This is a genomic window from Amycolatopsis sp. NPDC114484 (genome assembly GCF_055633755.1).
Genome location: NZ_JBVKDQ010000002.1, coordinates 73,448 through 93,889, shown reverse-complemented (window position 1 = coordinate 93,889; position 20,442 = coordinate 73,448). Strand labels below are relative to the sequence as shown.

Here is a 20,442-nt window from a genome sequence, read left to right as displayed (position 1 = left end):
CCCGCCGGGATCGACCGCCTCGACGCGGTGGCCCGCCAGCGGATGGCCAGCCAACCCGTGGAAATACCACCACGGAAGGCCGTCCCGCGCCGCGACGAGCGCCGTGTTCTCTTGCCGCAGAGGCTCCAGAAGAGCACCGCAGTCCGGGTACGAATATGCTTTGAGGCCAAGGAAACGTAGTCGACCGGCCCGATGTCGCGCGGGCCCGGCGTAAGGTGCGGACACGCCGTGAAGTCGCCGCGAGGTGCGCCCCGCGGGCGATGAGGTGGACTTCAGTGCCGCCGCGATGGAGGGCCGCGCCGACGTACGCGCCGATCGCTCCCGCGCCCAGAACCGCCACCCGCATGGCGGCTCCCGGTCCGGATCCCGCCGACGTTAGATTGCATACAGTATCCCGGCTACTGGCGGCCGGGGCCACGCTTTGGTCATCGGAAGCGGCGATGACGAACCGCGATGCCGAACGACTGTCCACGCCGGGAAAGGGAGGACTCCCGCGGACAGCCCGGTGAGACGGCGCGGTCAGGTCATTCCGCGAGCCTGCGCGAGGTTCGCCAAACGACCTCGTGCAAGGTCGCCGTGCGGGTCAATCTGCTTACCGCTCAAGGAAATAACGTGAATTCCGCACCGCGCAGCAGCGAGATCAGACCTCGCGCACCGACTCCGCCACGAACCCGGACAACACCAGCCGCGCGGTGCACCGGTTGCCGCCGGAGGCTGTCGCCGTCTTCCGGCGCACCACCACCTCGTACCGCCGCCCGCCCGCGTCGACCAGCACGCTCCGGTCGTCGCCGCGCGATTCCTCCGCCACGGCGAGCACCGCGTCGAGGCCGCGCAGACCAGTACGGCCGCGGATCTCGATCTCGGCGAACTGCGACCACGCGCTCTCCGCGGAGGTGCGGCCGCGCAGATTCTCGAACCGGACGTTGCCGCCGAGCGCCTCCTTCGCCACGAGTTCGGCTTCGGGCACCGCGAGGCTGCCGTGGAGGTAGCCGTCCGGCACGGTCAGCAGGTTGCCCGCCCAGCGGTCCCCGCCGACGTGGCTGACCTCCCACACCCGCCCGGGGTGGTTCTGCGCCAGGCTGGCCACCAGCGGGCGCCCGAAAACCGCGCAGCACATGTCCTTGCTGCCGTGGGTGCAGACGAGGAAGAGCGGACCGGACACCGGCTCGCCGTGCCCGCGACGTCCGGCGGCGACCGCTTCGAGGTCGAGGTGCGCGAGTTCGTCCAGGTCGGCGACGTCGAGCCGTTCCGTCCAGCGGTTCCCGGGCCGCCCGCTGGCGACGTAGATCGCGCGCGGCGCGCCCGGGGCCCGCACGTGCCGCCCCGGCTTCCGGATCAGCAGCGGGCGCAGGCCGGCGGCGCGCGCGGCATCGAGGCGCTCGGCGGGGAACACGGCGGGGAACACGGCGGCCAGCACCTCTTCGAGCGCGTCCGGACCCCAGGAACCCGGCTGCTCGACCAGCAGCCAGGACATCATGCGCGCGGCGGTCCCGGCGGGCTCGCCGCCGAGCTCGCGAGTCAGCGCGGCGCATCCGGGCGCGGCGTTCCGGCCCGGGAAGCACATTCCCGGCCCGGAGTGCCGCACGTCGGGCTTAGGCATGCCTAAGTATAGCTGACCCCGCGCCGTGCCCTCCCGAGGCGACCGTCCACGGCACGCCACCTCACTCGATCGGGCAATTTTCGCGCGGGATCGACGTAGCGAACTGCGGCCAGAACGCTCGGCACAGCCACTTCCCAAGAGCATCCGCGCCGTCCTTGAGCCACGCCCGATTTGCTCCGCCAAGCTTGGGCGGCCTAGCCGTGCCGCCAGTCCTCCCGAGCGCGTCCGGCCAGCCCACCGCTCAAGCCCGAGCCACGAGCCCCTGCACGACCAGCTCCCCCAGCAGCGCCCGCACCGTCGCCGCGGGCACGCCCGGCGCGGCGTCGACCAGCACCTTGAACGGCTGTGGTCCGCACCCGAGCAACGCGGCGAGCACCGGCCGCGCGGCCTCGGCGAAGACCAGCCGCTTCCCCGCCCCGACCAGGGCCACCGTGCCCTCGCCTGCCACCAGCGCGGCGCGCGGGACGAGCAACCGGACCTCGAACTCGTCGTCCGGCGGCAGCAGGTCCGCCGTCGCCGCCCACGGCAGGCCGATGCGGGTCTGGGCCGGAGCCTGGGCGTCGCGGTCGGCGAGGACCCGGTCGACCACGTCGCCCGCGGTCAGCTCCGCCAGCCGCAGGCGCAGCGCTTCGGCCCGCTCGGCCCGGACGTCCGGACCGGCGAACCGGGGAAGGTCCGCGCGGAACAGCTCGTCGGACCGCAGCTGGTCGGCCAGCCAGGCCACGAGGTCCACGCCGGTGGCGGCGTTGAACCCGATCGTCAGATGCAGGGATTCCTCGCCGACGGCGGACACGTCGTGCCAGTGCCCGCGCGGCAGGTAGAGGACGTCGCCGTCCTCCAGGAGGAAGTCGTCGTGCGGCTCGCCCTCCGGACGCTGCGGAAGCTCGACGTCCCGCTGCAGCGGCGAACGCCGGGTGACGCCGTGCAGCCGCCACCGCTTGCGCCCGGAGAGCTGGATGATGAAGGCGTCGTGGTCGTCCCAGTGCACGTCGAAGCCGTGCGTGGTGCCCCAGCCCGCGTACAGGTTGACCTGAATGCGCTCGCGCAGGTCGTGTTCGAGCCGGCCGGCCAGCTCGCCGACTTCGTCGACCAGTTCGTTGACCGAGTCGAGCACGAGCGTCGCGCCCGCGCGCAGGTGTTCGGCGAACGGAGCAGGAAGCACGCGCGGAACCTGGCCGTTGCGCCGGGTCGAGACCATTTCGGTGTAGGTGTGCGCGGGGACGACGTCGCCGTCGAGCGCGAGCCGCAGCCGGGGGAATTCCAGCCGGTGCTGGCGCAGCACCCGGTCCAGCTCCGGCCACGGGAGCAGGGACGCGAACCGGCCCCGTTCCCCGGGGAACCGCCGCGGCGCCTTGCCGAGGACCTCTGCGAAGAACTGGCCGGCCTCGAGCGGTGCCACGAGGCCGGCCAGTCCGGGAATCTCCGTCATGGAGCGGGACAACGGCTAGTCGTTGCCGTCGTTGTCGGCGACGGCGCCGTTGGCCTTGCCGCGGTCCACCGCGGCGGTCAGCGGTTCCACGCTCAGCAGCAGGCCGCTGGCGGCCGCGTCGGTGTCGGTTGTCATGCGTTCTTGAGCCATCCGGACCTCGCAACGTCGACGACTGGGCCCGCCTCACGCTACGGGGAGATCGCCGGGGCGGACATCGGTCATTTGAGTGCTCTTCCCTGGCGCCGCAACCACCCTCGGCAGTTCCGGCAGGTCACAGATTCCGCTGGTAATCCTGCTCGAGACCGGCTCGCAGCAGCTTCTCGTCCACCCCCTCGCGCACCAGCTTCGCGGCCTCGCCCGAGGTCTCGTTCAGTTTCAAGTGGTCGGTCCAGATCGCCGACGAACGCGGCAGGCCGGCAGGATCGACATGCCGGTCGGCGTCCCACAATCCGGCCTCGCGCACCGCGGCGCTCTGCGCGAGCCGGACCGTCTCGACTTCCACCTTCAGCACCGCCTTGGGAGTGCGATTGCGCTCGGTCATCGACTCTCGCAGGCCTGACTCAGTGCTGATGACTGCCTTTCCGGTGATCTCCACCGTGCGGGTATCGCCGGGGGCGACGACCACTATCGCCACCTCGGGGCGTTCGACGACGTTGTGGAAAGTGTCAGTGCGCCGGTTGCCCGGCCGGTCGGCGAACGCGACCGTCGTCGGCCCGATCATCCGGGCCACCCCGGGAGGATCGCCCTTGGGACTGGCGTCCGCGCGCCCGGAGCCGTCCCGCGACGTGATCACCGCGAACCGTGCCGTGGCAAGGAAAGCAGCCGCCGCGGGCCCGAGGACCGAGCCCTCCTCGACGACTTCGGCGTCCTCCGCCGTGGGTGGACCCCACAGGTTCGAACGGAGCACCGCTTTCCCGCAGTGCAGGAACGCTTCCTCGACGAGGAGACCGTCTTCGGCGACGGTTCCGTTGATCCGCAAGGTCTCGCGCCATCCGGGGACGAGCACCAGCAGCGCGGCACCGGTGCCCGGCGCCGCATTCGCCGGGACGGGGAGCTTGAGCCGCGACTCGGTCTCCGCCGTCGCGAACCCCGCAGTCCCGCCGACCATCGCGGCCCGCTGGCGGCGCCCGGCGTCGACATAGCCGAGCACGGCGGCGGGGCTGTGGGCGAGCAGCACGCGGCAATGCGGGTCGAGGTGGTCGATCGACTTCATCATGACCGGCAGCGGCCGTTCGCCCACTACCCGTTCCAGGTCCGGGACTGCTCGGATGATCCCCATGGAGTTAGGTTAACCTAAGAAGCTGCCGTCCGGTTCACTGCGGACGTTCGAGCAGCCGGGCAGCGCGGAGCTGGCTCCGCTGCCGGGCACGAGCGGCGCGGGCTTCACCCACCGCCAAGCGCGAGCGACCAGCACCTCGGGATCCACTCCGCTGCCAGCCGAGAACGGTGCCGCACCAGGCTCACTCCACCGCCGGGCACGAGCGGCACCGGCGAGCGTCGAACTCGCTCCACCGCCCGCCGTGAGCGGCAACGCGCCCCACCAGGCCCGTTCCGCACCAGAACCCGGCCCGCCCGGCACCCAGATCACCGCCCCGCCCCCGGGCGAACATCGCACACCCGATCCAGAATCCCGGTATTTTGCATACCAAATCCTATATCCTAAAAACTGAGTTCCTCGAATCCCGCCGCAGATCCCACCCGAGGTGCACCGTGACCGAGTCCGTTTCCCCCCTGCCCGAACGCGGGCCCACCGGCCGCCGGACGGCCAAGGGGCCGCTCGCCGGCAAGAGCGGCAACCGGGTGGAGCGGCCCGCGCCGTTGCGGCAGGTCGTGTACGACGCGCTCGCCGAGCTGATCATCAACCGCACGCTCGAACCCGGGCAGCATCTCGTCGAGGCCGATCTGGCCGAGTACCTGGGCGTCAGCCGCCAGCCGGTACGCGAGGCGCTGCAACGGCTGCAGAGCGAGGGCTGGGTCGACCTCCGTCCGGCGCAGGGCGCGTTCGTGCACCTGCCCACCGAGGAGGAAGCTGACCAGCTGCTCGGCGTCCGGGCGGTCCTGGAGACCCACTCCGCGCGGCTGGCCGCGGCGTGCGCGACCGACGAGGACGTCAAGCGCCTGTGGGAACTGCAGGAGGTCGGCATGAAAGCCCTCGCCGCGGACGACAGCGAGCGGCTCGTCGCGGCGAACGCCGACCTGCATTCCTACATCACCGAGCTGACCGGCAACGCGGTCCTGTCCGAGCTGATCGGCCTGGTCGACCGCCGCGTGCGCTGGTACTACACGCCGATCGCGCGGCCTCGCGGGCGCGACGCGTGGCAGGAGCACGCCGCGCTGATCGAGGCGATCGCGGCGCACAACGTCGAGAAGGCGGAGAAAATCATGGCGCAGCACACCGAACGCACGCGCCAGGCGTTCCACGAACGGCCGGAAGCGTCGGAGTAAGCGAAAAATCCGGGGGCGACGGGGCGGATGCCAGCCGTCCTGTCGCCCCGGGCCCGCGGGGTAACTCAGCTGCCCGCCGCCGGAGCGGTGCGGGCGATCCGCGTGCCCGCCTTTTCCGTTGTCCCGCGGCCGGAACAGCGTCATCACCGCGGGCAGCAGCGCGATGCACCCGGCCAGCACACCGGTGTAACCCCACGCGGCGATCACCCCGGCTGTCAAGCCGCCGCCTCCGACCAGTTTCGCGCTGTAGACGATGCCCTAGTTGGTCGTGTTGTGGTTCCCGCAGAAGTAATCCGGCACCATCCCGGCGAACAGCGTTGCGCCGGGATGGTGAGCCATCCGGTCCGGAAGGAGGAGATGGTGCTGGTCACTGGTGCCGGTGACGGAGCCGCGGAACTGACCGGCCACCGCTTCGCCCGCGGCGGCCCGGCGTGGAACGGCCACGCATGCCAGCAGCCCGCGACCGGCGGTGGTGGCGGTGTTGCGGCATCTGACCTGATCCAGCCCTGCGCGGATTGTCACTGGACCGCGGGAGCGCAAACCCGGCTCAGCTGCTGGCTAGAGAGCGAGCGGGCTGGTGTTCAAGGCCGGGCGTCTTCAAGCGAAGCGGTCTGTGTCCGCGCGAACTGTCCTGACTGGACAGTGACGCCCGTCCGAACACCCGTCAACCAGACGCCCAATCCGCCCGGATGTGCTTCAGATGCGCCCGCACCTGCCCCTCCAACCGACCCCAATCCCGAGCCGCCACCGTAGCCAGCATCTCGCGGTGCTCCCGAGCCGAATCCGCCAGCCGCCCGTGCTCGGCGAGTTTTTCCAGGCCGTACAACCGTGTCTGGTCGCGCAGGTTGGCGATGGCGTCCGTCAGCCGTCCGTTTCCCGCCAGGGACAGCAAGTCCAGGTGGAACCGGCGGTCTGCCTCCAGGAAACGCGCGACATCGCCATCCCCGGCCGCGGCCTCGATCTCGGCGGCCAGGCCGTCCAGCCGCGTGAGGTCGTCGGGGCCGGCGGCCGCGGCGGCCGACAGCGTCGCCGGGACCTCCAGCAACAGCCGCATCTCGTAGATCTCGTCCAGGTCGCGTTCGGTCATCGCGACGACGCGATAACCACGGTTGCGGACCGGTTCCAGGAGGCCCTGGTTGACCAGCGTCAGCAACGCCTCGCGCACCGGGCTGCTCGACACTCCCAGACGCGTCGCGAGCGCGGCGGCCGAATAGATGTCGCCGGGGCGCAGTTCGCCGGACACCATCGCCTGCCGCACCACTTCGAGAACTTGTTCGCGCAGGTTGGTGCGCTGCAGCTGCGTCACGGGGCGCTCCTCCGCTCTCCCGGGCTTGACTTCGCCCGCTTCCGTACCGCATCGTACCTTAGTAACCGGTAGCCGGTTACTAAGGAGTAACTAATGCTTGAGGTCCGGGGTTACTGCACTTTGTGCCGGTCGCGCTGCGGCGCGGTCTACACCGTCGAGAACGGCGCGCTGCGCGGCGTCCGGCCGGATCCCGCGCATCCGACCGGGGCCGCGCTGTGTCCGAAGGGCCGGGCCGCGCCTGAACTGGTGCACTCCCCCGAACGGCTGCGCGGGCCGTTGCGCCGCACGACGCCGAAGTCCGATCCGGATCCGCGGTGGCGCGAGATCAGCTGGGACGAGGCGCTTTCCGAGATCGCCGGGCGGCTCGGCGACATCCGCGCCGCCAGCGGGGCCGAGGCGGTCGCGTTTTCGGTGACCTCCCCCAGCGGCACTCCGATGTCCGACTCGATCGACTGGGTCGAGCGGTTCATCCGGCTCTTCGGCAGCCCCAACATCCTGTACTCGACCGAGATCTGCAACTGGCACAAGGATTTCGCGCACGCGTTCACGTTCGGTTCGGCGCTGCCCGCCCCGGATTACGCGGGCACGGAATTCGCGGTGCTGTGGGGGCACAATCCGGCCAAGGCGTGGCTCGCTCAGTCTGCCGCACTGGCGGGGGCGCGGACGCCGAGACTGGCGGTCGTCGATCCGCGGCGGACTGCGAGCGCGGTGCAGGCAGAGCATTGGCTCCGGGTCCGGCCAGGCACCGACGGCGCGCTCGCGCTCGGGGTCGCCCGGGCGTTGCTCGAGCGTCGCGGCCATGACGAAGCGTTCGTGCGGTCGTGGACTAACGCTCCGCTGCTGGTCCGAGTCGACACTGGACGGTTTCTGCGGGCAGCGGAAATCGATCCCGCGGCGGCCGGATTCGCGGTGTGGGACGAAACGACTGGCCGAGCCGAGCCGTACGACACGGATTATCCAGCGGACGGGCCGGAAAGGTTTGCACTGCAGGGAAAACGCCGAGTGCGCACGTTGGCCGGTCCGGTCGACTGCGTTCCCGCGTTCGAGCATTACGCACAGGCCTGTGCCGCGTGGCCGCTCGACCGGACCGAGGCGGTGACGACCGTCGAGGCCGCAGCGATCGAAGCTTTCGCGGCCGACCTCGCCGAGGCGAAGTCCGTTACGTACGCGGCATGGTCGGGTGTCGGCCAGCACGCGAACGCGACGCAGACCGAGCGCGCGATCGCCACTCTCTACGCGCTCACCGGCAGCTACGACTCCCCTGGCGGCAACGTCGTCCTGCCGAAACTGCCGGTCGCACCGGTCACGTCGCCGGATCAGCTCGCACCCGAGCAGCGCGCGAAAGCCCTTGGCCTGCAGGAGTTTCCGCTCGGTCCGCCCGCGCAGGGCTGGGTGACCGCACGCGACTTTTGCCGAGCGGTCCTCGACGAGAAGCCTTATCCAGTCCGCGCATTAGTGTCGTTCGGCGGAAATCTCCTGCTGTCCCAACCGGATCCCCGGCGTACCGCGGAAGCGTTGCGGCGCTTGGAGTTCACGGTGCATCTTGACCTCTTCGAGAACCCGACCGCGCGGTTCGCCGATCTCCTGCTGCCGGTCCAGACGCCCTGGGAGCACGAGGCGGTGAAGGCGGGCTTCGAAATCACCAGGGCGGCGCAGGAACACGTGCAGCTGCGGCCGCGGATGGCCGATCCGGTCGGCGAGTCGCGTTCGGACACTGAGGTCGTGTTCGAGCTGGCTGAGCGGCTCGGGCTCGGCGCGGAGTTCTTCGACGGCCGCATCGAGGACGGCTGGGATCACCAGCTGGCACCGCTCGGCCTCACTGCCGCACAGCTGCGCGAGCGGCCCGGCGGCGTCGATCTGCCGCTTCAGACTGAGTACCGCAAATACGCCCAGCGCGCGGAAAACGGCGCGGTGACTGGGTTCGCGACGCCGACCCGGCGCGTCGAGCTGTATTCCGAGCGGCTCGCCGAGCATGGCCAGCCCGCGGTCCCGGACGCCGAGCCGCCCGCGCCGGATCCTGGGCACCCGTTGATACTGACGTGCGCGAAGAACGGGTACTTCTGCCACAGCCAGCATCGCGGGATTTCGTCGCTGCGCAAGCGTTCTCCCGAACCGGCCGTCGACCTGAGCGCGGAACTCGCGGCGGAGCGCGGAATCGAGGACGGGCAGTGGGTCCGCATCACGACCGCCGCCGCGGACGTCCGGATGCGGGCACGGATCGACCCCGCGCTGCATCGCGACGTGGTCGTGGCGGAGTACGGCTGGTGGCAGCCGGCTCCCGACCTCGCGCTGCCCGGTTCGGACCCGCTCGAGGACGGCGGGACCAACTACAACCTGCTCGTCGGCGACGACGCCCACGACCCGGTGAGCGGGTCGGTCCCGTTGCGCTCGACGTTCTGCGACGTCCGGCCGGACGGCACGCGGCCGTGGACCGGGCAGCGGGAGTTCGTGGTCGAGCGCGCCGGGTTCGAGACCGAGGACATCCGCTCGGTGCGCCTCAAGCCGGTCGACGGCCGTGCGGTGCCGGAGTTCCGCGCCGGGCAGCACATCACGGTCGCCTGGCCGGACGCACCCGCGCTGACCCGCAGTTACTCGCTCACCGGGCCCGCTGAGGCGCCGGACGGCGGGTACGCGATCGCGGTGCGGCGGGTGCCGGGCGGGCAGTTCTCGCCCGCAGTGCACGACCGCGTTCAGCCGGGGACGCGGTTGCTGGTCACGGCTCCCTCCGGCGGGTTCGCGCTGCCGACTGTCCACTCGCGACCGATCGTGTTGCTGGCCGCCGGGATCGGGATCACGCCGTTCCTGAGCTACCTCGAGACCCTCGACCCGGCGTCGGCGCCGGAGATCGTGCTGCACCACGGCAGCCGCGACCGCTCTCGGCACGCCTTCCGCGAGCGCATCGCCGGGTTGGCGAGCCGCCTGCCCACCGTCCGGATCTTGGACCACTACAGCCGTCCTGGTCCGGAGGAGCGGTGCGATTTCACCGGCCGGATCACCGCTGACCGGATCGAGGACGACCTCATCCGGCGACGGGCCCGGTTCTACTTGTGCGGTCCCGAAATCATGCTGGACGAACTCACCGCGGACCTGGTGGAACGAGGCGTGCCGCGCTTCGACATCTTCACCGAGAAGTTCCACGCCTCGCCCGCGCCGGTCCAGATCCCGGACGGCGCCACGGCCACCGTGCGGTTCGCGCGGTCCGGCCGCGAGGTCACCTGGCGGGCGGGCGACGGGGATCTGCTGCGGTTCGCGGAGGCGTCCGGGGTCGCGCTGCCCAGCGGATGCCGGCTCGGGCAGTGCGAAAGCTGCGCCGTGCCGGTGCTCGGCGGAACCGTCGCGCATCTGGTCGCCGTCGCCGACGATCTGCCCGCTGACCAGTGCCTTGCCTGCCAGGCGGTACCGACTAGCGACGTGGTGCTCGATGCGTGAGCCTGGTCACCCCTAACTCGCAAACCCCTTCGGGGGTGCGAAATCCGGCGCCAGGACGGCATCATCGGCGGATGGCTCTCGACCAGACATCGCGCGAAGTGTACGAGGACATCGTCCGGAAGAACCCGGCCGAGCCGGAGTTCCACCAGGCCGTGTTCGAGGTGCTCGAAGCGATCCGGCCCGCGCTGCGGCGGGATCCGGACCTGCGCGACGCGGCGATGCTGGAGCGGCTGTGCGAGCCGGAGCGGCAGGTGATGTTCCGGGTGGTCTGGACCGACGACGCGGGCGCGGTGCACGTCAACCGCGGCTTCCGGGTCGGGTTCAGCTCGGCGCTCGGGCTGTACAAGGGCGGGCTGCGCTTCCGCGGCGACGTCACGCTCGGCACGGTCAAGTTCCTCGCCTTCGAGCAGATCTTCAAGAACGCGCTCACCGGGCTCGGCATCGGCGCGGGCAAGGGCGGGTCCGACTTCGACCCGGCCGGCCGCAGCGACGGCGAGATCATGCGGTTCTGCCAGGCGTTCATGACCGAACTGGTCCGGCACATCGGCCCGGAGACCGACGTCCCGGCGGGCGACATCGGCGTCGGCGGGCGCGAGATCGGCTACCTGTTCGGCCAGTACAAGCGGCTCACCAACCGCTACGACGCGGGCACGATCACCGGCAAGAACCCTTTGCTGGGCGGCATTCCGGCGCGTCCGGAGGCCACCGGCTACGGGACGGTGTACTTCCTCGAAGCGATGCTCGGCTCCCGCGACGACTCGTTCTCCGGCCGCACCGCGGTGGTTTCCGGTTCGGGCAACGTCGCCTACCACGCGATGGCGAAGCTCCGGGAACTCGGCGCGCGGCCGATCGTGTGCTCGGACTCCGGCGGGTACATCCACGATCCGCGCGGGATCGACCTGGAAGTGCTGCACGAGCTGAAGGTCGCGCGGCGCGGGCGGCTCTCGGAGTACACCGACCACGTCCCGTCGGCGAATTACGTCACGGACGGCACGCCGTGGGAGGTGCCGTGCGACCTCGCGCTCCCGTGCGCGACGCAGAACGAGCTGGACGAGCAGTCCGCGTTGCGGCTGGTGAAGAACAACGTCCGCGCGGTCGCCGAGGGCGCGAACATGCCGTGCACGCCGGGTTCGCTGCAGGTTTTCCGCGAGGCCGGGGTCGCGGTCGGACCCGGCAAGGCCGCGAACGCGGGCGGGGTCGCGGTGTCGGCGCTGGAGATGCAGCAGAACGCGGCGCGCGAGCGGTGGACGTTCGAGCGCACCGACCGGACGCTGCGCGAGATCATGACCGGCATCCACCGGACCTGCCTCGAAACCGCCGACGAGCACGGGGTCGCCGGGGACTACGTGAGCGGGGCGAACATCGCGGGGTTCCGCAAGGTGGTCGCGGCGATGGACGTCTGCGGGTACATCTGAGCCCGTCCGGCCCGGTCCGCGGCGGCGTCGGCAGCCGCGGCTTCGTCGGCAGTTTTCGTTCGCCAGAATTTTGTATGCAGTATTTAGTCGAAGGTGTGCCGGTCGGCTGAATGGTGCCTGTGGTTCACCGTGGACAGGATTCTTCGCGGTCTGGGCACCGCGGGACCGGTCTGGGCAACCGGGACCGGTCGTGTGCCGGTGGCGGTGGCGGGTGAGCGGCCGCCCGGGTGCCGAGACCGTCGTGTCTCGATGCTGGGACCGTCGGGGGCGGTGCCGGGATTCGCCGGGCGGCGGGGAAACCGGGCCGACGCCGCGTCCGGGTGCGGGCGTCCGGTCGAGAACGCCGGGCGGCCGGTTACCGCGCGGAGGAGAAAGTCACCAGGAGATAAAGGAAAACCAGCAGCCCGGCGACGCCGAAAACCGCGGCGACCGCGCTGCGCACCCAGGTGACCAGACCGGTGGCGGTGCGCTGCCGGTAGCTGGTGAAGCGCGCGTGGGTCTGGCTGGCTCTGTCCAGCAGCCCTCCCACGAACAGACCCGCGCCCAGGACAAGCACAATGATGAGCAACGTCGGCATGACCGGGCGCCTCCTTCGGTAGCGCGGTTTTCCCAGGTTCCGACAGCGAGAATCCCCGAGCCGTCCGCCTGGCGGCTACGGGAGAAGGTCTTCCGGTCCTGGGACTTGTGGCCCGGCGCCTGCGGGCGAACGACCACCGCAACGCCACCGCAACGACCGCCGCGGCGAGACTTTCCCATACCGCGCTCTCGCCGGGAAAAGCATTTCCGCGCGAGAGAAGGGGTTCGAAACCCGTGCCGGTGCTTGACGCGCGTCCGGCGAGAAGCTTCGGTACGGGGATGACCGCGTATGTAGAGCGTCCGCCGGTGCCGAGCCTGGCGGGAGTCGTGCGCACAGTGTGGATCCAGCGCACTGGCGACGCGCCGTACGTGCAACGGCATCTGCCGACCGGCGGCGTCGAGATCCACTTCCCGGTCGGTGGGCGTCCGCTGCTGCTCGGGCCGTTGACCGGACCGCGGATCGAGGTCATCCCGGCGCACACGACCGTCGTCGGCGTGCGGTTCCGGCCCGGGGCCGCGCCTCCCCTTCCCGCCGGGCTCGACGAACTCGCCGACCAGCACCTCGGGCTGGCCGAGTTGTGGGGCCGGACCGCGGATCGACTGGTGGAGGCGGTCGCCCTCGCCGCGACGCCCGAGCTCGGGCTGGCCGCGCTGCAGGCGCACCTCGTGCAGGAGTTCCGCCGGACCGGCGCACTGGACCCGCTCGTAGGGGAAGCGGTGCAGGTGCTGATGCCGTGGGATCCGGTCGGCGTCGACGCGGTCGCCGCGCACCTCGCGCTCTCGGCGAGCCAGCTGCGCCGACGGTGCCTGCAGGCGGTCGGGATGAGCCCGAAGGTGCTCCAACGGACGTTGCGGTTCCAGGGATTTCTCGCGCTGGCCCAGGCCGGCGCGATCGCGACCGGACGTCGGGGCGCGGACGGGATGGCCAGCCTCGCGGTCGACGCCGGTTATGCCGATCAGGCGCACCTCAGCCGGGAATGCCTCCGGCTGACCGGGGTCACGCCGAGGCAGCTGCTCGGGGGCGAGCTTGACCGGTGTGCTTGCGGGCACGATCATTCCGCGTCCTACGCGCCGTTTCTCGCGGGCCGCGGGCGTTCTCTGTCGCGCGGTTGAGCAGAGCCGCGACCTGCTGTCTTCCCGACTGGCCTCGCAAGCCGCAGGCATTCGCTGTCGCACGGTCGCGGGGAGCCGCCGGGAAGACGATCGCTCCGGAGGGTGCGGAGAACCCGGCCCGGCCGCTGGAAACGCTGGTGCCGGACCGCTGAGGCCTACAGCGCGTCGCGGCCGCGCTCCCCGGTGCGGACGCGGACGACGGTCTCCACCGGGGTCACCCAGATCTTGCCGTCGCCGATCTTGCCGGTGTGCGCGGTGTCCAGCACCGTCCGCAGCGCGGCGTCGACCTGGTCGTCGTCGAGCAGGATCTCCAGGCGGTACTTAGTGATGAAGTCGACCTCGTACTCCGCGCCCCGGTAGATCTCGGTGTGCCCCTTCTGCCTGCCGTAGCCGCGGACCTCGCTCACCGTCATCCCGGCGATGCCCAGCTCCTGCAGGGCGATCCGGACGTCGTCCAGCACGAACGGCTTGACCACGGCGGTCAGCAGCTTCATCGGTTCTCCTCGCGCGCGGGCCGGTGCGATCCCGGTCCGCCGACGAGCGCGCTCCCCCGGCGTCCGGACTGGACTGCCAGCTCGTACGCGCCTTCGGCGTGCTCTGCCTCGTCGACGCCGTCGATCTCGGCTTCGCGGTCGATCCGGAATCCCATGAACTTGTGCATGACCCAGCCGAGCAGGAGGGTCACCGCCAGCGAATACCCTAGTACCGCCAGCGTTCCGACCGCCTGGCCGACGGTGGCGAGGCAGACGAAGGTCATCGCCATCACGTTCAGCACGCTCCGGGCGCGCACCATCCCGCCGTAGAACAACGCGAGACCCGGCGTCATCAGCATGACCAGCGCCGCGCTGCCCAGCAGCCACGCTGTGCTTCCGGTATCGACCACGGTCGGACACTCCTCGTCTCATCGCCCGGCCGCTGGAAGTTAACCGGGCGGTGTTACCGGAGTGTTTCCGTCGTGCTTCCGGGAGCGACCCGCGGTCCGGCGAAACGGTCGAAACGGAGCGAAAGGACGGCGGTTGCCTGCGCGGTGACCGGAAATACTTCGCGGAGGGGACAAAACGGGTCGACGGCGGGAGGCGTCAGTGCAGGAATTCGTCGACGAGCGCGAAAGACGCCGCAGTGGCTTCGACCTGAGGAATATGCCCCGCCCCCGGCACGGTCGCGACCTTGCTCCCGGTGATCCGTGCGGCGAATTCGTCCGCGTAGACCGCTGCTCGCCCCGGACGATCTGCGCCGGCGCGCTGATCCGGTGCAGGCGCCGTTCGAGGCCCTTGTCGGGAATGGGCCAGCATCGCTTGCGCCGCTTCGCCTTCGGGGTCGGCGAACAGCAGCCCCGGCAGCGCGGCGGGAGGGGCGGCGATCCAGTTCGCGACCGGGTGCTCGTGGCCGATCGGGTCGAGCAGGACCAGCCGGGAGAACCGGTCCGGGCAGGCGGCGAATTCGGCCGCGAGCATTCCGCCGAAGTACTGTCCAATGAGGACTGGGGGCGCATTTCCAGTTCGTCCGCCGCCCAGCCAAGCAACTGCTCCACGCGACGAGCGCTTTCCCGAACACGCCCAGCCCCCCGTGCGGCAGGCGTGCGCGTTTTGTTCAAGAGCGGCGGTCCCGCGCCCCCTAGCGTCAACTCCGTGATCGACCAGACCTCACGAGACGCTCTCCCCCGGCTCGTCCTCCGCTGCCATTCGGTCTCGGACGTCGTTCAGGCCATGGCCTCCGCGGCCGAGACCGGCGAACGAGTCGTGCCGCGCGGTGGCGGGCATTGCTTCGTGGACCGGTGCCCGGCCGACGGGATCGTGGCGGATCTGTCCGGAATGGACCGGATCACGGTCGACGGCAGCGGCGTGGCGACGATCGGCGCGGGTGCTCGTCTCGGCGCGGTGTACGCGACGCTGCATGAATACGGGCGGACGATTCCGGCCGGGTGCGGCGACACGGTCGGCATCGCGGGGCTGACGCTCGGCGGCGGGATCGGGCTCCTCGGCCGCCAGTACGGGCTGACCTGCGACCGGCTCGTCGGCGCGCAGGTGGTGCTCGCCGACCGGAGCGTCGTGGAGTGCGACGAGCGCCGGGAATCCGAGCTGTTCTGGGCGTTGCGCGGCGCGGGCGGCGGGCAGTTCGGCATCGTCACGGAGTTGCGGTTCGCGACCCTGCCGGAGCCGTCGGTCTGCCGGATCGAAGGACGCTGGGCAGTGACGGAAACCCTCGTCACGGCCTGGCAGGACTGGGCGCCCGACGCACCCGACGGACTGACCGTGAACCTCGCTGCCGAAGGCGGACACGCGACGCTTGCCGGGGCCTCCACCCTGCCGCCCGAGACGACCCGGGAGCTGCTCAGGGAGTTCACCGCGCGGGCCGGTGTTCTGTATGCAATAGACATCCGACTGGATGTTCCCTACAGCATGGTGAAGCCGACATTCAGCGCGACGGACCCAGTCCGCACGAGCCGGATCCGGTCGGAGTTCTTCTCACGCACCATGTCGGAGCGCACCACGGGCGAACTTCTCAACGGGCTCGAAAACCACCGGCGGTTGGCGTTCACGGCGATGGGCGGGGCGTACAACCGGGTCGCGGCGGACGATACCGCCTTCGCCCATCGGGGTGAGCGGTTTCTGCTGGAGCAGGTTGGAGACCCGGGCGATCCGTGGGTCGACGAGGCCTGGCGCACGGCGCATGCGGAGGGATCCGGCCGGGTCTATCCGAACTTTCCCGACCTCGCGCTCGAGGATCCGGCCCGGGCGTACCACGCGGGCAACTACCCGAGGCTCGCCGCGCTCAAGAAACGCTTCGACCCGCACCGGGTCTTCGACTTTCCCCAGGCTCTGTAAGCGACTATTAAGGACCGTCATGACCAAAGTGTTCAGTGCCCTCTCCGTCTCGGTCGACGGCTACATCAGCGGCCGTCTCCCGGAAGGAGCCGACGAGGTCGGGAGCGGGCTCGGCGACGCGGGAGCGCTGTTCGACTGGTACTTCACCGGCGACACACCCAGCAAAGTCTTCGACGGGTTCCGCCTTTCCGAACCCAGCGCCCAGGTTTTCGACGCGCTCGCCGACCGCGTCGGGGCGTCGGTGGTCGGGCACACGACCTACGACCACTCAAGCCACTTCGGCGGCAGTGGTCCGCATCCGACGGCTCCGTTGTTCGTGGTCAGCCACCAGCCGGTGCCGGAGCTGAGCGAGGCGCAGACCCAGGCGACCAGCGTCGAAGAGGCCGTCGCCGGCGCGCGGGCGGCGGCGGGCGACAAGGACGTCGCGCTCATGGGCGGGGTCCTGGTCACCGAGGCGATCAAGGCCGGGCTGGTCGACGAGGTCGTCCTGCACCAGGTCCCGATCCTGCTCGGCGGCGGGCGGAGCTTCTTCCGGGAGCTCCCGGAGCACGTCCGGCTCAGGCTGGTCGAAGCCGTCCCGGCACCCGGCGTCACCCACCTTCACTACGAAATTCTCCGCTGAAAGGAACTCTCATGCTGAACCCCGATGTCCGCCGCGTCCTCGACGGCACCCCGATCGCCCACCTCGCGACCGTGCTCCCGGACGGGTCGCCGCACGTCGTCCCGGTGTGGATCGGCACGCACGGCGACCGGATCGTCTTCCTGACCGGCCCGGACAGCCGCAAGGCCCGCAACCTCCGCCGCGACCCCCGGGTGGCGATTTCCCTTACCCCGCCGGACAATCCGTTCGAGCCGATCATCATCCGCGGCCGGGTGGCCGAATGGATCGAGGGCGACCCGGCGTGGGAGATCGTCGACGAGGTGGCCAAGAAGTACATCGGCCAGCCGTACACGCGTGAGCAGGTGCGCGTCGTCGGCCTGATCGAACCGGAGCGGCAGTCGGTGGGGATGTAGTCAGAAAGCGACCGAGGAGGCCAGTTCCCGTTGCGACTCAGTGCGGTTCGGTGAGTCGCAACGGAGGAGGATGCGGTCGAGAAGCGTGGTGGCGAGGACTTCGTCTACGAAGACCTCGCCCCATTCGCTGAAGGGCTTGTTTGAGGAGTACCGCACGCCCACTCCCGCATGTTTCGCAAGAGCGGGCAGAAGAACCCCGCCCGTTACGGGGTGAAGCGCGCCTATTCCAAGCACGCGCTGTTCCTCATCGTGATTGCGAGCAAGGTGCCCTTGGTTAGCGCGAACAGCTGGTCAGCGGCGGCACTGCGCAGCGCCCAGATTCTCCGTGCCACGCTGGTGCGCTCGGCGACCCGGCCGTCAGAGGTCAGGTGAAACAGCGACCCGGAGCCGCTGGCGACCAGGAACCCGTCCGCTGTCGGAACGACATCGCCGACGAGTCGCTCCCCGACATCGGCACGCCACCGCAGACGGCCCGCGGCGGGGTCCACCACGGTGTAACCGCCGCGCAGCTCGCGCAACCACAACAATCCTCCGGCATGCTCCGGTGCCGCAGCCGCAAGATCAGTCCCGGCCCGGACAAACTCGTGGACCGTGTCAGCGGACAGGACGATCTCAGCCAGCACGCGCCGGTCGCAGCGCAGCAGGAAACGATCGGGACCGATCACTGAGACAACGGAACCGGCGTCGTTGTCCGCGAGCGGCTGCGGCAACCGCCACGCGGACAGCTCCCGGCCGTCACGCCGCTCGATCAAACGAACCCGGATGTCGGCCGGTTCACCGATCAGGAAGCCGTCCCCAGCGGGCACCGGCAGCACTGTGTGGATCCGACGCTCGGTTTCCCAGCGGAGCCGCCCCGTCGCGAGGTCGAACGCGCGCAGCGGCGTGTACCCGCGCCAACCGCCGGCAAGCACCACGTTCGCCGAAACCACCAGATGCCCGGGGACAGCGGGAACGTCCGCGGCCCAGACCTGCCGCCCGGTCGCGAGATCCAAACAGGACAGCCGAGGGTTGTCCTGCGGGATCACCAGACAACGATCACCGACGATGGCAACCGCACGCGGCCACGTGCCGACCGGAACATCCCACCGCACAGAACCATCAGCCGGGTCGAGGCTCACCAGCCGGGTGCGGCGCTCATGAACGACGACATGACCGCTCGCCACCGCAAAGCCCGAGGCAACACCGCGCTGGTCAGCGGACGCTCCCATCCGATTTCGATCACCGCGTCAGACCACCACGATCGTCTGACCATGGGCAACCGCATTAGTCGCACCGCGGGCTCGTGGTGGCTGGGTGCACTGCTTCTCGCTGATCTCAAGCACCGTCCAGTGATCGCCGGCCGCGCTTACTGGCTTGCGCCGCCCGACGACAAGCACCGGCGGCAGGTGGTGTCGGTGTAGCGGCTAACGCGCTCGGGAGGGAACCGATGGCCTACGCCGAGCAAGGCTTCGACGCAGCACCGTCCGCGATCGGCGTCGGCACCCTGTACCGGCACTTCCAGACCCAGGCAGCACTGCGAAAAACCGCGAGCGCGGCGGCTGATCAACCTGGTGCTGTACTCGCTGGCCCGCTGATCACCGGCCCACGAGCGGACGCGTGCCCGGCGGCAGCTGCGCCACCCCGCCGCCGAGGTAGCGCACCACCGCCTCCTGCAGTGCCCGCACGGCGCGCGGCTGCTCGACATCCCGCCGGTATGCCAGCCGCACCACCCGGCTCAGCCCGGGTTCGGTGAACCGCGTGCGGCGGAACCGGTCGCCGACCACGGTGCTCGGCACGACGGCCAGGCCGAGCCCGGCGCGCACCAGCTCCAGGACCGCGTCCATCTCGCCGCCTTCGATCGCGAAGAGCGGGTCGAATCCTTCGGCCCGGCAGGCGGCGACGGTCGCCTCGCGCAGGTCGTAGCCCTGCCGGAACATCACCAGCGGCCGGTCCCGCAGCGCGCCGATCGGCATCCGGCCGCGCACCGGCGCGGGCGCGTCCTTCGGCGAGATCACCACGAGGTCCTCGACGAACAGCGCCCGGCTCTCCAGCCGGGAATCGTCGTGCACCCGGCTGTCCACGATCATCGCCAGGTCCAGGCCGCCTTCCGACAGCGCGGTCTGGAGGTCGCGGGACCCGCTTTCGTGCAGCACCAGCTCGATCCCCGGGTAGTCCCGGCGGAACGCGGCGAGCATCGCCGGCAGCAGGCCGGTGCACAGGCTCGGGGTCGCGCCGAGCCGCACCCGGCCGCGGCCCAGTTCGTCCAGCTCGCGGATCGCCCGGTACGCGGTCTCCGTCTCGGCGAGGATCCGGCGCGCGATCGGCAGCAGCGTCTCCCCCGCCTCGGTCAGCGTGACGTTGCCGCGGATCCGGTGGAACAGCCCCGCGCCGACATCCCGTTCCAGCGCGCGGATCTGCTGCGACAGTGAGGGCTGCGCCACACGCATGCGTTCGGCGGCCCGGGTGAAATGCCGCGTCTCGGCCACTGCCAGGAAGTACGCCAGCTGCTGGAACTGCATGACCGCCAGCATAGGCGCTGCCTCTGGTTTCGAGAGAAATCATGTGTTTGCCCTCTCGTCAGCGCGGACTTACCGTCAGTTGCGTGGCACTCGCACCCGCTCCGCCCCGCCGTCGCCCGGCACTCGTGCCGTTCTGGCGTTCGACCATCGGCAAGAAGGCCGTCATGGCCGTCACCGGGCTGATGTTCGTCGCGTTCCTGTTCGTGCACATGGCCGGGAACCTCAAGGTTTTCCTCGGACCGCGGCATTTCGACGACTACGCGGCCTGGCTGCGCACCATCGGCGAACCGGTGCTGCAGAACGCCTGGTACCTCTCGATCCAGCGGGTCGTGCTCCTGATCGCGTTGGTGCTGCACGTGGTCGCGGCGGTGCAACTGTCCAAACGGGACCGGCGAGCCCGCCCGGTGAAGTACGCGCACGGCCAGCGGCGCAAGGCCAGCTTCGCGACGCACACCATGCGCTGGGGCGGTGCGACGCTCGCGCTCTACCTCGTGTGGCACATCCTCGACCTCACCGTCGGCGTGGCCAACCAGGACTTCCGCGACGGCCAGCCGTACCACAACATCGTCGCGGACTTCCAGGTCTGGTGGGTCAACCTGATCTACATCGTCGCGCTGCTGATGCTCGGCCTGCACATCAACCACGGCTTCTGGAGCGCGGCGCAGACCCTCGGCATCACCAGCAAAACCCGCGACCGGGCGCTGAAGACCGCGGGATCCGTGCTCGCCGTCGTGATCACCGGCGGCTTCCTGATCGTGCCGATCGCCGTGATGGCGGGATGGGTGGCCTGAC

The 20,442-nt window shown here is 70.3% G+C and carries 22 protein-coding genes and 1 pseudogene; 9 read left to right on the top strand and 14 right to left on the bottom strand.

The genetic code is table 11. The features are described 5' to 3' along the window. Positions 1–265 precede the first annotated feature (265 nt). The 5 genes and pseudogenes from ACZ7SW_RS06280 to ACZ7SW_RS06260 form a co-directional block, all read right to left on the bottom strand. Positions 266–346, bottom strand: a pseudogene (locus ACZ7SW_RS06280) (2-dehydropantoate 2-reductase N-terminal domain-containing protein); the annotation flags it as partial. 294 nt (positions 347–640) lie between these two features. Next, positions 641–1,600, bottom strand: coding sequence for a sucrase ferredoxin (locus ACZ7SW_RS06275; protein ID WP_470229338.1), 960 nt, complete (start codon positions 1,598–1,600; stop codon positions 641–643). A gap of 241 nt (positions 1,601–1,841) precedes the next feature. Next, positions 1,842–3,029 (bottom strand): cupin domain-containing protein, encoded by a 1,188-nt coding sequence (locus ACZ7SW_RS06270; protein ID WP_470229337.1) that lies wholly within the window; start codon positions 3,027–3,029, stop codon positions 1,842–1,844. A gap of 271 nt (positions 3,030–3,300) precedes the next feature. Then, positions 3,301–4,308, bottom strand: a complete 1,008-nt coding sequence (locus ACZ7SW_RS06265; RefSeq protein WP_470229336.1) for a pyridoxamine 5'-phosphate oxidase family protein — start codon at positions 4,306–4,308, stop codon at positions 3,301–3,303. A 9-nt stretch (positions 4,309–4,317) separates the two neighbouring features. Beyond that, entirely contained in the window at positions 4,318–4,617 is a 300-nt protein-coding gene (locus ACZ7SW_RS06260; RefSeq protein WP_470229335.1) for a hypothetical protein, read from the bottom strand. A 122-nt stretch (positions 4,618–4,739) separates the two neighbouring features. Between ACZ7SW_RS06260 and ACZ7SW_RS06255 the strand changes: the two genes are divergently transcribed. Next, positions 4,740–5,474 (top strand): GntR family transcriptional regulator, encoded by a 735-nt coding sequence (locus ACZ7SW_RS06255; protein WP_470229334.1) that lies wholly within the window; start codon positions 4,740–4,742, stop codon positions 5,472–5,474. Between the two features lie 258 nt (positions 5,475–5,732). On the opposite strand, the gene ACZ7SW_RS06250 is transcribed toward ACZ7SW_RS06255, so the two are convergent. Continuing rightward, positions 5,733–5,918: a hypothetical protein gene (locus tag ACZ7SW_RS06250; RefSeq protein ID WP_470229333.1), complete on the bottom strand. Its 186-nt coding sequence runs from the start codon at positions 5,916–5,918 to the stop codon at positions 5,733–5,735. Between the two features lie 220 nt (positions 5,919–6,138). Continuing rightward, a complete protein-coding gene (locus ACZ7SW_RS06245; RefSeq protein ID WP_470229332.1) occupies positions 6,139–6,780 on the bottom strand; it encodes a GntR family transcriptional regulator in 642 nt (213 codons plus the stop codon). 93 nt (positions 6,781–6,873) lie between these two features. On the opposite strand from ACZ7SW_RS06245, the gene ACZ7SW_RS06240 reads away from it, so the two are divergent. Both ACZ7SW_RS06240 and gdhA read left to right on the top strand, forming a co-directional pair. Then, positions 6,874–10,209, top strand: a complete 3,336-nt coding sequence (locus ACZ7SW_RS06240; protein WP_470229331.1) for a molybdopterin-dependent oxidoreductase — start codon at positions 6,874–6,876, stop codon at positions 10,207–10,209. Positions 10,210–10,280: 71 nt separating this feature from the next. Next, complete coding sequence (gene gdhA / locus ACZ7SW_RS06235; RefSeq protein ID WP_470229330.1) at positions 10,281–11,624, top strand: NADP-specific glutamate dehydrogenase; 1,344 nt, start codon at positions 10,281–10,283, stop codon at positions 11,622–11,624. A 355-nt stretch (positions 11,625–11,979) separates the two neighbouring features. Here the strand turns inward: gdhA and ACZ7SW_RS06230 are convergent, their stop codons facing one another. After that, entirely contained in the window at positions 11,980–12,201 is a 222-nt protein-coding gene (locus ACZ7SW_RS06230) for a hypothetical protein (protein WP_470229329.1), read from the bottom strand. A gap of 278 nt (positions 12,202–12,479) precedes the next feature. Here ACZ7SW_RS06230 and ACZ7SW_RS06225 point away from each other — a divergent pair, with 278 nt between their 5' ends. Further along, on the top strand, positions 12,480–13,313 hold the full coding sequence (locus ACZ7SW_RS06225) for a DUF6597 domain-containing transcriptional factor (RefSeq protein WP_470229328.1): 834 nt from the start codon (positions 12,480–12,482) through the stop codon (positions 13,311–13,313). 155 nt (positions 13,314–13,468) lie between these two features. On the opposite strand, the gene ACZ7SW_RS06220 is transcribed toward ACZ7SW_RS06225, so the two are convergent. The 3 genes from ACZ7SW_RS06220 to ACZ7SW_RS06210 form a co-directional block, all read right to left on the bottom strand. Then, positions 13,469–13,807 carry a P-II family nitrogen regulator gene (locus tag ACZ7SW_RS06220; protein ID WP_037805822.1) on the bottom strand — a complete coding sequence of 113 codons (339 nt, stop codon included), beginning with the start codon at positions 13,805–13,807 and terminating at the stop codon, positions 13,469–13,471. Further along, a complete protein-coding gene (locus ACZ7SW_RS06215) occupies positions 13,804–14,196 on the bottom strand; it encodes a hypothetical protein (RefSeq protein WP_470229327.1) in 393 nt (130 codons plus the stop codon). The genes ACZ7SW_RS06220 and ACZ7SW_RS06215 overlap by 4 nt, the downstream gene beginning before the upstream one ends. Positions 14,197–14,392: 196 nt before the next feature. Next, positions 14,393–14,767: an alpha/beta fold hydrolase gene (locus ACZ7SW_RS06210; protein WP_470229326.1), complete on the bottom strand. Its 375-nt coding sequence runs from the start codon at positions 14,765–14,767 to the stop codon at positions 14,393–14,395. A 174-nt stretch (positions 14,768–14,941) separates the two neighbouring features. On the opposite strand from ACZ7SW_RS06210, the gene ACZ7SW_RS06205 reads away from it, so the two are divergent. From ACZ7SW_RS06205 to ACZ7SW_RS06195, 3 genes are read left to right on the top strand one after another with little or no spacing between them, the layout of a single operon-like run. Further along, complete coding sequence (locus ACZ7SW_RS06205) at positions 14,942–16,138, top strand: FAD-binding oxidoreductase (RefSeq protein ID WP_470229325.1); 1,197 nt, start codon at positions 14,942–14,944, stop codon at positions 16,136–16,138. Between the two features lie 19 nt (positions 16,139–16,157). After that, entirely contained in the window at positions 16,158–16,760 is a 603-nt protein-coding gene (locus tag ACZ7SW_RS06200) for a dihydrofolate reductase family protein (RefSeq protein WP_470229324.1), read from the top strand. An 11-nt stretch (positions 16,761–16,771) separates the two neighbouring features. Then, the gene (locus tag ACZ7SW_RS06195) at positions 16,772–17,152 is read left to right on the top strand and encodes a PPOX class F420-dependent oxidoreductase (protein ID WP_470229323.1); all 381 of its coding nucleotides are present in this window, start codon (positions 16,772–16,774) and stop codon (positions 17,150–17,152) included. Here ACZ7SW_RS06195 and ACZ7SW_RS06190 read toward each other — a convergent pair whose 3' ends face one another. Together ACZ7SW_RS06190 and ACZ7SW_RS06185 are read right to left on the bottom strand one after the other, a co-directional pair. Further along, entirely contained in the window at positions 17,153–17,308 is a 156-nt protein-coding gene (locus ACZ7SW_RS06190) for an ATP-binding protein (protein ID WP_470229322.1), read from the bottom strand. 65 nt (positions 17,309–17,373) lie between these two features. Further along, complete coding sequence (locus ACZ7SW_RS06185) at positions 17,374–18,360, bottom strand: outer membrane protein assembly factor BamB family protein (RefSeq protein WP_470229321.1); 987 nt, start codon at positions 18,358–18,360, stop codon at positions 17,374–17,376. Between ACZ7SW_RS06185 and ACZ7SW_RS06180 the strand changes: the two genes are divergently transcribed. Continuing rightward, entirely contained in the window at positions 18,289–18,552 is a 264-nt protein-coding gene (locus ACZ7SW_RS06180) for a hypothetical protein (protein WP_470229938.1), read from the top strand. The genes ACZ7SW_RS06185 and ACZ7SW_RS06180 overlap by 72 nt on opposite strands. A gap of 174 nt (positions 18,553–18,726) precedes the next feature. Here the strand turns inward: ACZ7SW_RS06180 and ACZ7SW_RS06175 are convergent, their stop codons facing one another. Further along, positions 18,727–19,650, bottom strand: coding sequence for a LysR family transcriptional regulator (locus ACZ7SW_RS06175; protein WP_470229320.1), 924 nt, complete (start codon positions 19,648–19,650; stop codon positions 18,727–18,729). An 83-nt stretch (positions 19,651–19,733) separates the two neighbouring features. Here ACZ7SW_RS06175 and ACZ7SW_RS06170 point away from each other — a divergent pair, with 83 nt between their 5' ends. Beyond that, entirely contained in the window at positions 19,734–20,441 is a 708-nt protein-coding gene (locus ACZ7SW_RS06170; protein WP_470229319.1) for a succinate dehydrogenase cytochrome b subunit, read from the top strand. Position 20,442 lies beyond the last annotated feature (1 nt).